Origin of the sequence: Rhizobium sp. rho-13.1 (assembly GCF_007000305.1) — a bacterium.
Lineage (GTDB): Bacteria > Pseudomonadota > Alphaproteobacteria > Rhizobiales > Rhizobiaceae > Rhizobium > Rhizobium rhododendri.
In genome coordinates this window covers 1-9,512 of record NZ_SCFL01000045.1, presented here as the reverse complement: position 1 = coordinate 9,512, position 9,512 = coordinate 1, and the positions used below count along the sequence as shown (strand labels likewise).

Sequence of the window (9,512 nt, the reverse complement as noted above, 5' to 3'; positions counted from 1 at the left end):
TCCTCTTTAAAACTTGTCGTCGATGAATTTCTGCAGGCGAGGCCGCCCTGGCCGCCCTGCAAAACTCCTGCAAGGTCGTCTAACGCAAATCTCTGCGGCCCTTTTTAGCCGCCAAAAGCAGCGCGATTCTACCGGGTATTTCTGTTTCTCCAACCGTTCGTTTTGAAATATGTCATTAAATCAAAGGCAAGGTTAAGGCAGTTTGCGATCTCGGCATAGTCCGACCTGCGCAAAACCTTGCTTCGATCCGTCTCAGGGCGTTTCGTCTGGACGCAGGCTCGTCGAGTGTGCGCTATTCTCGTGACGCCTGTTATAGCGCACCGAAGACCAGAAAGAGAGGACGATCAGGGCCGCGCCGCCGAGGCCGGTAACGACTTCCGGAATATGAACCAACGTCTGGACGAACATGATGACCGCCAGGATGAGGATGGCATAGAAGGCTCCGTGTTCGAGGTACCGGTATTCGGCAAGTGTGCCTTTCTCGACCAGCATGATGGTCATGGAGCGGACATACATTGCGCCGATGCCGAGGCCGATGGCGATGACGAACAGGTTCTGGGTCAGTGCGAATGCGCCGATGACGCCGTCGAAGGAGAAGCTGGCATCGAGCACCTCGAGGTAGATGAAGGCGCCGACGCCGCCTCGGGCAGCCTCGCTCATGGTCCGCTGCGATGCATCGAGCAGGCCGCCGAGCACTTCGACGAGCAGGAATGTCAGCAGGCCGTAGATCGCTGCGTAGAGGAAGCGAGTGGCATCGTCGCCGTCGAGAAGCGCGGCAAAGCCCAGCATCGTGATCAGCACGACCGAGATCTCGACGCCCTTGATGGTGGCAAACCGCGCCATGGCCTTTTCAAGAAAAGCGATCCAGTGGACGTCTTTCTCGTTGTTGAAGAAATAGGTCAGTCCCACCATCATCAGGAAGCTGCCGCCGAAGGCTGCGATCGGCAGATGGGCTGTCTTCATGATGCTGGCATATTGTTCGGGTTCGACCGCCGCCATGCGCAGCGCTTCCCATGGGCCGATCTCGCCGGCGACGGCAACGATCGCCAGCGGGAAGACGATCCGCATGCCGAAGACGGCAATCAGGATGCCCCATGTCAGGAACCGCTGCTGCCAGACAGGCGTCATCTGCTTCAGCTTGTTGGCATTGACGATGGCATTGTCGAAGGAGAGCGAGATTTCCAGGACGGCAAGCACGACGCAGATGAAAAACACGGTGGCCATGCCACCCAGCGTTCCCGTCATCTTCCAGCCGAGAAATCCGCCGCCGATCAACCCGACGACGGTGACGATGATCGCCCATCTGAAATAGGAAAGGACGGGCATGCCTGATCCTTGGCCAGTTCCTGAGCCTGATGTCGGGCGCGTCATGGGCGCACCTGTAGGGCTGGGAACGCGGGAAGGCGAAATGCACGTAGACGTCGCTTGCCATCGACGGCATGCGAGGAAAGCATGGTCAGCTTGTTCATGGGGATAAATCCGCCGGCTTGTCTGCAGGCGGTACCGACATCACGAGAGCGCCGTAAAAACTCTCGCCAGAGGGGCCCGGCACCAGTGTTATCCGCGGCAGATGTCCTTGATCCGCAGAGCCTCATAGGTAAGGAGATTGCCGTCGTGGTCAAGAGCGGAGCGGGAACCAAATCAACAGGTCGACGTTGAACCTCAGGTTGCATCCCGCAACCGGATTGCGGAGGAGGCAGTCATGGAGCATATCACTCAACAGACAGGTACGAAATTCGACGCGGTGCAGCCACGAAAATTCGGCCGACCCAACGCCTTGCGGAAGGCTCAAGTCCTGCCGCCACACCATGTGGATCTCACCCTTTCGTCGGCGCCGCGCGACGATCTCCGCGTGCCGGCAACGATAAGCGGCGGCGTCATGTCGAAGCGGATCGACCGGCAAGGTTGAGGCATCGTCGCACGATAACTGGCCAACTGGCGCCGGCTAACCGGCGCCGCGAAATCTACTTCTTCGCGGATGCGTCGCCACCGGTGCGGAAGCTGCCGGTGAACTTCGAATCCTTCGATTCCGCCGAGCATTCGATCGCCACTTCCTTGCCGCTGTAAGGATTTCCGAAGGTGCAGGTTCCCGCGGCCTTGACCTGGCCGGTCATGGTCGTGCCGGCGCCGGAAACGACCATGTTCAGCGCCAGGCGGACGTTGCCGTTCGATGCCGCCTTGATCGTCTTGCCATCGCCGGCGAAGCCTAGCATCTTGCCCTCGGATGTGAAGATGAAGGTCACGGTGCCGTTGGGGGCGGTGACGCTTGCAAGCTCATTCTTGCACTTCTTCGTAGCGTCGAGCTTGCCGACCACCAGCTTGGCACATTTGCCTTTAAGCACGATGGCGCCGGGCCCGCCGGGAAAGGTCTGCGCCGAGGCAGCGCCTGCCGTAAGAGCGATCAGGGTCGTTACCAGTGCCAGGCTTGTCGTCCGCATTCAAAAGTCTCCGATTTTCAACTTGTAGCGTCGTCCGGCATCAGGCCGACCACGATGCATACGCCCAGCCATATGGTGCAAGGGCAATTTCTTTAAAGGCAGGCACATGAATGGAAAATGAAGGCGTTGCTCCAGACCCGTTCATTCCGCACAGATTAAAGGGTATCATCGCTCGACGCGGTTCGCCGCAGGTCGGGATCAATGAGGAGGGGACCATGACAACGAGAATTTCGACGGCCATTTTGGCCGCAATCCTGATGGGGGGCACGGTTGTTTCCTTGCCGCCGGTGGCCGCAGCGCAGGACGTCCAGTTTGAAATCGGACGCCACCGTCCGCCACCGCCGGATTACCAGCAGGACGACGAGGATGCTCCGCAGCCGGAATATGGCTACCATCGTCCGCGCCCTGACTATGATCGCCCTCCGCCGCGCGACTATGGAAGGCGCGGATGCGATCCTCGCCAGGCCGTCGCCATGGCCAGTCGCAACGGGCTTCGGCACGCCCACGTCGTGGACGTATCTCCGCGTCGGATAACGGTAGACGGCTTCACCCGTCGCGGGCCGGACGCGATGGTTTTCGGCAACGTGCGCGGATGCCCAAACCTCGATTGATGTTTTTCCGGCATGTGCGCTCAAAGGCGCGCATGCCGTTTTGGCGTCACTGCGGTTCTAGCCGCCTGCGCCGCCTGACGCGTCATCCATAAATTCCGGGTACTGCACAGTTTGCTGCGTGTCTTCGGGTTGTGCCGTCCCGTCGTCGCCAAGGTAATAATGGGCGCCGAGCCATTCAGCGAGTATTTTCGAGACGGCTGCATCACGACCTAGCCCGTGGTCTGCCATATACCGCGCAAGGGCTTCGTCGATATCTTTGGGCAAAGTGGTCATCGCGGCGTCTCTCAATCGAATTCCGGGATCTGGCCATGCTGGTAGAGGATGATCGTCGGGCCTTCCTCGCCAACGGCAGGGTTTGCCTCGCGACTCCATGCCACCACGCCGGCGTGATCGTTGATGAGCGTCTGCGCAGCATAGACAGCTGATTCTTCCGTTTCCATCTGTCGCGGGCCGAAGGCTGGTTCGAGCCTGCCATCCGCATCGCGGTCAAAGGCTGTCACGACGATCATCTTGCGAAATCCCGGCATTGGCTTTCCTCGCGTACGCGGCTCGATTATGACAGCGGCAATCACTGCAAGGGCAACGCGTCGGTACGGGCGGATGTTCCGTTGTCACACAGGCTTCAAATATTTCGTCGAAAACGGTGCTCGGCTGGCGTTTTAGAACCAGCCCATTAGACGCGCGGACCCTATCAGGCTGCCGGCGATCGACAGCAGGGCCATGATGATGATGATGGAAAAGACGATGGCGCGTGACATGGACAACTCCTTAACCGCGGCTTAGTAACATCAGGCGCTGGCCGCCTGCAATGGAACAAAAGAGCGCGGTCAGCATTCCGAACCGGGCAATTGTGCCGTTCGGTCGTGACAGAGAGAGCCATCATGAAGATTATGCTTGGATTGGGACTTGCCTTAAGTCTTGCTTGCGTTTCGGCCGCTGCAAGCCCGGGCGAATATCAGTACTATTTTGGCGGTCCCGTCGACCAGACCCCAACTCTCGCGGCAAAATTCGACAGGGCGTCGGACTATTGCGCAGTTGAAGCAAGCCGGCCCGACCGCGGCTCCAGCGATGTGCACAGCTACATCCATACGGTCGCCATGCGGAATTGCCTTGCCCGTTACAATTTCATCGACCGCGGTGTCTACTCCGCACTGCCGATCACGCTCGGGCTCGACCACTTCATCGATAGATAAGCGGTGCGCCGCTCGATAAAACGATGAGAGTGGCTACAACGTCAACCTGGTTCAGGCGGTGCCACCGCCTGCGCCTCCGCTCTTTTCGATCGCGGATACCATTTCACGGGTGCTGTCGGCCAGGAGATCGGCGTTTTCATGGGCTGCAGCGTCGTCCATGCCCGACTGCAGACCGATGCTGACCCAGCTTTCGTGTAGACCGTTGATATAGTCGTCCCGATCTTCCGCATCGATCTCAAGCACGTGCATTGCGGCCGTGCGGACGAATTCGGTCATGGCCTGGTCCAGGTCAGCTGTCATATTATTCCTCGATCTGATGTAACAGCTATTTGGCGACCTGGTGACGATCGTCAAGCGCAGGCGTTACATTTGTCGAGTAACCGGACCTCCAAAAGCGTTGCCAGCCAGAGCCGGCGGCGGCGCGTTTTGCGCCGACTTTGCAGTCCAGATTGCTATATTTTCGACGGCTGGTTTTTCGGCAGGATGAAATCTACGCCCAGCATATGCAGCCACATCCGCTCGAGAATGTAGCCGTGGGCAACGACGCCCGCAGTTGAGAAGTCGATCGCCAGCCTCAGCGAGATCGGCGGAATAGCCGCTACGCGCGCATTCCGAGCTGCGAAAATGGCGCCATAAGAAAATACGCCGAGAGAGTGGCGGTCGGCCTTTTCGGCGATGTGATCGAGTTTGCAGTGCCTGAGGAAGTGGGCTGCGATATTGCCGCCGTCCGGAAGGCCGTGGAGGATGCGATAGACCATGCCCATGCCGTTGGCGCCCGCATCGACGAATTCGGGAGCGCCCCAGGCCGTTAGTGAAAAACGCTCCGGCCTTACGCGCAACCGTCCACCGAGCTGGGCCTGGTAGTCGTCCAGCAGGGCTATCGGCGGAATATTGTTCTCGGCGATCCAGCACCACGACAAGGGCTGCACGTCATCCCAGTCGCGCCAGTTCTTTAGAAGCTCGATGAAGTCGGGGCTATGGGCGTGCGGGTCCGCCTGCGCATAGACGGTGAAGTCCTGGTCGTTGCCCACCTGCGTCATCATGTGATGAAGGTAGGTCTCCGATTCGCGACCGACATTCGGTCGATCGATGATGCGGAAGGCGCGATCGAGCACCTCGGGCGCGACGATCTTCTCGCCCTTGTTGTAGATGATGATGTCGAAATCATCCGGGATTTGATGAATCCAGTCGAGGGATTCGTTGTATCGTGCCAAAATCACGGAATTCACGAGCGATGCCTCCTCTAAGCCTCTCGATCACGCGCTCTGGACGAGAGTGTAGTTCAATCACGGGGCGCCAGGTGTCGAGGGAGGGGGCCGGCGGTGCGCCTCTCCTGATGGCTGCTACTCGGCGGGCTCGGTCCACAAACGGCGATCGAACGGAATGGGTGTGTTGGCGTTCAACTGGCCGAGATTTTCGAGGTATCGGTTGCGGTAGGCGATCTCGTCCTCGAACTCGACGTCGGTCAGGACAATGTCGGCGCCAATTTCATAATAGATTTCGAGGTTGCGCATATCCGGCACGGGAGTTTCGCCGCGTTCGGCTTCGTCCTGCATCTCCCAGAACAGTTGCTCGAGACGGCGTGCAAGGCCGGGGATGTCGCGCAGCACGCTCGTTTCGCGCTGGCTCTGCAGCCTGTCCCTGACATCCTGCAGGCTTTCCCGATCATGCGCAAAGGCTATCGCCTGGCGGACATACTCGTCCGGGCCGCCGCAGATCAGTTCGGGCAACCCGGCTGCGGCGACGATGCTGCCGCAGAAGCGCGAAGCAAATGTCTTGCCGGAGACGGTGAGGATCGGCAGTCCGACGGTAATGGCATCGGCCGCTGTCGAATGGGCACCGTAGGGGAAGGTATCGAGGAACAGGTCCGCCAGTCCGATACGCGCGAGGTGCTTGGGATTGGGCGCTTTTGCTGCGAAGATGATGCGGTCGGCATCGACGCCTCTTTTCGCGGCTATTTCGCGAAGCCGCTGGTTGACCGTGTCGTCGTCGGCAAGCAGCCAAAGCACGCTGCCGGGCGTTTCCGACAGTATCGTCATCCAGCGGTCGAAACAGTTGGCGGTGATCTTCTGCATGCCGTTGAAGCAGGCATAGACGAAGGCATCCTCGGGCAGGCCGGCCTCTGCGCGGGTCGGGCGCGCGTCGATCTGGCGCTTGCGGTCGATAGGCTGGTTGCAGGCGATACGCAGCACTTTTTCCGTATAGTAGATCTCGTTGGCGGGCGGAATGATGTGCTCGTCGGCGATGATATACTGGTGGAACGGGCTGGCCAGCGAGCCGGGATAGCCGCAGAAATTGACGACCACCGGGGCCGGGCGATAGGCGAAAATCTTGGTGCGTGCGAGCTTGGTGTAGCCGTTGACGTCGATCAGGATGTCGATCTTGTCCTTGGCGATGAGCTTTGCGGCATCTGCGTCGCTCATTTCGGCGATATCGCGCCAGCAATCGACAGCGTTCCTGATGCGCTCCTGCGTTGCATCGTTGGTGCGCCGGTCGCCGCAATAGTAGGCGAAGACCTCGACGCTGCTCTTGTCATGCAACTCCAGCACTTCTCTGAGGGCAAAGCCGACTGCGTGGTCGCGCAGGTCCGACGAGACATAGCCGACGCGCAGACGCTGGCCGGTTCCTGTTTTGTGGCGCGGAACGGTGTTGGCAGTGGCCTCGTCGAGATCGGGCTGCCCGATCAGCGACTTGTTGTAGCGATGCGCCTTGGCAAGCTGGAACAGCGGGTCGTCGGCGTAGCAGCCTAGCGTCAGGGGGGAGACGGCATCCAGCAACTGGCGAAGCGAGACATGCTCCGAAGGGACCAGCACCGGCCACTTGCACTGGCGCTGACGCAGCGATGTCCAATGCTGGCCTGCGTCGGTCTTTTCGGGCTGAAGCTCCATGGCCTGCCACAGGACCTTTTCCGCTTCCTCCATCCTGCCGGCACCTTCCAGCACGCGGCCGATGTGCTTGAGGGTCATCAGCCGGTGGCCGAGACGGTCGGCCGTGATATCGGAAGTGATCTCGGCATAGGAACGCCACTGCTCGACGGCGGGGTTTATCAGTCCGCTGTCCTCGAGGACGCGGCCAAGGTTGATATGCGCCGGGCCGAACTGCGGATCGAGCTTGAGGCACGCGCGAAAGGCATTGATTGCGCCCGCCCGATCGCCCATCACGTTGGCCGCGACCGCATAATTGAAATAGGCGAGGTGCAGCAGCGGATTGCCGTCGTTATAGGCGATCCAGCCCTTGTAGAGTTCGACCGCCTGGGCCTGATGCCCGCCGTTGCCAAGGATAGTTGCGATGTTGAACAGATCGCCGAGAGCAAGCTGTCGTTGCCGCGCCTTCTCGAGCGCATTAGTGAGCAGGGGGAGCTGAGCCGTGGCCGATGCGACATTGATGGTCATGACGATCCTACGAAGATGCGGCCTGGCGGCCATCGTTTGAGCCGGCGCACAAGGCGCTTTCGTCTTGCTACCTAGACTAGCTTGCGTCGAGCTGGCGCTCGCCTTTGCCTAGCCTTGAACGGAATTTGCAGCCGGCATTACAAAAGAAGACGCCGCGCAATTTCTTGCGCGGCGTCCTGGTCTTGTCGGGGCGGCCTGCGCCGCGCCGTTTGGATTACACTGCGTTGTAGGCGGCGATGACCGCGTCAACCTGCGTGGTGGTCAGCGACTGTACCTGAGCCGTGGTGAGGGCGGACAGCTTGGCGGAGCTCAGCGCCGCGATATCGTCCGTCGACAGACCGGCCAGCGCCTTGGTGCTGATGGCCGCCAGTCCAGAGCTTGTTAGGGCAGCGATGTCGTCCGTCGACATCACTGCGATGTCTTCAGAGCCGAAGGCGGCGATCTGCTTGCTGCTTAGCTGCGAGACTTCCGTCGAGGTCAGTGCTTCGACCTGTTCGGTTGTCAGGGCGGCGATCTGAGTGGAGCTCAGGGCGCCGAGCTGCGTGCTGTTCAGGAGGGCGATGTCTGCGGTTGTCAGGGCCGCGATCTGCTTGGTCGTCAAAGCCGCGATCTGCGTGCTCTTCAGCCCAAGCGTCTGATCGGTCGTCAAGGCGGCGATCTGGTCGGTGCCGAGGGCTGCAATCTGGCCACTCGTCAGGGCACCGATCTTGTCGGAGCTGAGGAGGGCAAGATTTTCGCTGGCAAGACCGGCGATCGCCTTAGCGGTGATGGCGGCCAGCGAACCGGTCGAGAGGGCGAGGATATCGTCCGAGGAGAGGGCTGCGATATCGTTCGATTCCAGCGCTGCGATCTGCTTGCTGCTGAGGGCGGCGATTTCTGTCGTCGTGAGGGCAGCGAGCTGGTCGGAGGTCAGGGCGCCAACCTGGGCTGTGGTGAGCGCGCCGATCTGGCTGGTCGTCAGCAGGGCGATGTCACCGGTGGAAAGTGCGACGATCTGCTTGGTCGAGAGAGCGGCGATCTGCGTGCTCTTCAGACCGGGCGTCTGGTCGGTTGTGAGCGCTGCGATCTGGTCTGTGCTGAGGGCAGCGACCTGGCTGCTCGTCAGCGAACCTATCTTGTCGGAGCTGAGGAGGGCGAGATTGCCGCTGGAGAGACCGGCGATAGCCTTGGTGCTGATGGCAGCCAGGGCACCGCTGGTCAGAGCCAGGATGTTATCCGAGGAGAGGGCGGCGACGTCGTTCGATTCCAGCGCTGCGACCTGTTTGCTGCTGAGGGCGGCGACTTCTGTCGTCGTCAGGGCACCAAGCTGGTCGGAGGTGAGGGCGCCGACCTGAGCCGAGGTCAGGGCACCGATCTGGCTGGTTGTCAGGAGAGCGATGTCACCGGTGGAAAGTGCGACGATCTGCTTGGTCGAGAGGGCCGCGATCTGCGTGCTCTTCAGGCCCGGGGTCTGGTCGGTGGTCAGGGCGGCGATCTGGTCGGTGCTGAGGGCCGCCATCTGACCGCTCGTCAGGGCACCGATTTTGTCGGAGCTGAGGAGGGCAAGGTTCTCGCTGGAAAGGCCAGCAATGGCCTTGGTGGTGATCGAAGCCAGGGCACCGGTCGACAGGGAGAGGATATCGTCCGAGGAGAGGGCCGCGATGTCGCTGGAGTCCAGGGCGGCGATCTGCTTGCTGCTGAGGGCGGAAACTTCCGTCGTCGTGAGGGCGGCGAGCTGGTCGGAGGTCAGGGCGCCAACCTGGGCTGTGGTGAGCGCGCCGATCTGGCTGGTGGTGAGGAGAGCGATGTCACCGGTGGAAAGTGCGACGATCTGCTTGGTCGAGAGGGCTGCGATCTGCGAGCTCTTCAGGCCAGGGGTCTGGTCGGTGGTCAGGGCAG

General features: G+C 60.7%; 10 protein-coding genes and 1 pseudogene. 3 read left to right on the top strand and 8 right to left on the bottom strand.

What is annotated here, in order from left to right:
- Positions 1-252 precede the first annotated feature (252 nt).
- Positions 253-1,326 (bottom strand): DUF475 domain-containing protein, encoded by a 1,074-nt coding sequence (locus tag EQW76_RS28200; protein ID WP_143123505.1) that lies wholly within the window; start codon positions 1,324-1,326, stop codon positions 253-255.
- Positions 1,327-1,702: 376 nt separating this feature from the next.
- Here EQW76_RS28200 and EQW76_RS28195 point away from each other — a divergent pair, with 376 nt between their 5' ends.
- On the top strand, positions 1,703-1,909 hold the full coding sequence (locus EQW76_RS28195) for a hypothetical protein (protein WP_142832544.1): 207 nt from the start codon (positions 1,703-1,705) through the stop codon (positions 1,907-1,909).
- 55 nt (positions 1,910-1,964) lie between these two features.
- On the opposite strand, the gene EQW76_RS28190 is transcribed toward EQW76_RS28195, so the two are convergent.
- Positions 1,965-2,438: a hypothetical protein gene (locus EQW76_RS28190; RefSeq protein ID WP_142832545.1), complete on the bottom strand. Its 474-nt coding sequence runs from the start codon at positions 2,436-2,438 to the stop codon at positions 1,965-1,967.
- A gap of 215 nt (positions 2,439-2,653) precedes the next feature.
- On the opposite strand from EQW76_RS28190, the gene EQW76_RS28185 reads away from it, so the two are divergent.
- On the top strand, positions 2,654-3,049 hold the full coding sequence (locus EQW76_RS28185; RefSeq protein ID WP_142832546.1) for a hypothetical protein: 396 nt from the start codon (positions 2,654-2,656) through the stop codon (positions 3,047-3,049).
- Between the two features lie 57 nt (positions 3,050-3,106).
- Here the strand turns inward: EQW76_RS28185 and EQW76_RS28180 are convergent, their stop codons facing one another.
- Both EQW76_RS28180 and EQW76_RS28175 read right to left on the bottom strand, forming a co-directional pair.
- Positions 3,107-3,322: a hypothetical protein gene (locus tag EQW76_RS28180; protein WP_142832547.1), complete on the bottom strand. Its 216-nt coding sequence runs from the start codon at positions 3,320-3,322 to the stop codon at positions 3,107-3,109.
- An 11-nt stretch (positions 3,323-3,333) separates the two neighbouring features.
- Positions 3,334-3,576, bottom strand: a complete 243-nt coding sequence (locus EQW76_RS28175) for a hypothetical protein (RefSeq protein WP_142832548.1) — start codon at positions 3,574-3,576, stop codon at positions 3,334-3,336.
- A gap of 354 nt (positions 3,577-3,930) precedes the next feature.
- On the opposite strand from EQW76_RS28175, the gene EQW76_RS28170 reads away from it, so the two are divergent.
- Positions 3,931-4,242: a hypothetical protein gene (locus EQW76_RS28170; RefSeq protein WP_142832549.1), complete on the top strand. Its 312-nt coding sequence runs from the start codon at positions 3,931-3,933 to the stop codon at positions 4,240-4,242.
- Positions 4,243-4,293: 51 nt separating this feature from the next.
- On the opposite strand, the gene EQW76_RS28165 is transcribed toward EQW76_RS28170, so the two are convergent.
- From EQW76_RS28165 to EQW76_RS29180, 4 genes and pseudogenes are all read right to left on the bottom strand, one after another.
- Positions 4,294-4,542, bottom strand: coding sequence for a hypothetical protein (locus EQW76_RS28165; protein WP_111222036.1), 249 nt, complete (start codon positions 4,540-4,542; stop codon positions 4,294-4,296).
- A gap of 152 nt (positions 4,543-4,694) precedes the next feature.
- The gene (locus EQW76_RS28160; protein WP_142832550.1) at positions 4,695-5,471 is read right to left on the bottom strand and encodes a hypothetical protein; all 777 of its coding nucleotides are present in this window, start codon (positions 5,469-5,471) and stop codon (positions 4,695-4,697) included.
- Between the two features lie 114 nt (positions 5,472-5,585).
- Positions 5,586-7,634 (bottom strand): glycosyl transferase, encoded by a 2,049-nt coding sequence (locus EQW76_RS28155; protein WP_142832551.1) that lies wholly within the window; start codon positions 7,632-7,634, stop codon positions 5,586-5,588.
- A 214-nt stretch (positions 7,635-7,848) separates the two neighbouring features.
- Positions 7,849-9,512, bottom strand: a pseudogene (locus tag EQW76_RS29180) (hypothetical protein); the annotation flags it as partial.

Bases quoted from the DNA above. Each gene is read 5' to 3' on its own strand.
- EQW76_RS28200 (WP_143123505.1), bottom strand. From the start codon at position 1,326: ATGCCCGTCCTTTCCTATTTCAGATGGGCGATCATCGTCACCGTCGTC.
- EQW76_RS28195 (WP_142832544.1), top strand. From the start codon at position 1,703: ATGGAGCATATCACTCAACAGACAGGTACGAAATTCGACGCGGTGCAG.
- EQW76_RS28190 (WP_142832545.1), bottom strand. From the start codon at position 2,438: ATGCGGACGACAAGCCTGGCACTGGTAACGACCCTGATCGCTCTTACG.
- EQW76_RS28185 (WP_142832546.1), top strand. From the start codon at position 2,654: ATGACAACGAGAATTTCGACGGCCATTTTGGCCGCAATCCTGATGGGG.
- EQW76_RS28180 (WP_142832547.1), bottom strand. From the start codon at position 3,322: ATGACCACTTTGCCCAAAGATATCGACGAAGCCCTTGCGCGGTATATG.
- EQW76_RS28175 (WP_142832548.1), bottom strand. From the start codon at position 3,576: ATGCCGGGATTTCGCAAGATGATCGTCGTGACAGCCTTTGACCGCGAT.
- EQW76_RS28170 (WP_142832549.1), top strand. From the start codon at position 3,931: ATGAAGATTATGCTTGGATTGGGACTTGCCTTAAGTCTTGCTTGCGTT.
- EQW76_RS28165 (WP_111222036.1), bottom strand. From the start codon at position 4,542: ATGACAGCTGACCTGGACCAGGCCATGACCGAATTCGTCCGCACGGCC.
- EQW76_RS28155 (WP_142832551.1), bottom strand. From the start codon at position 7,634: ATGACCATCAATGTCGCATCGGCCACGGCTCAGCTCCCCCTGCTCACT.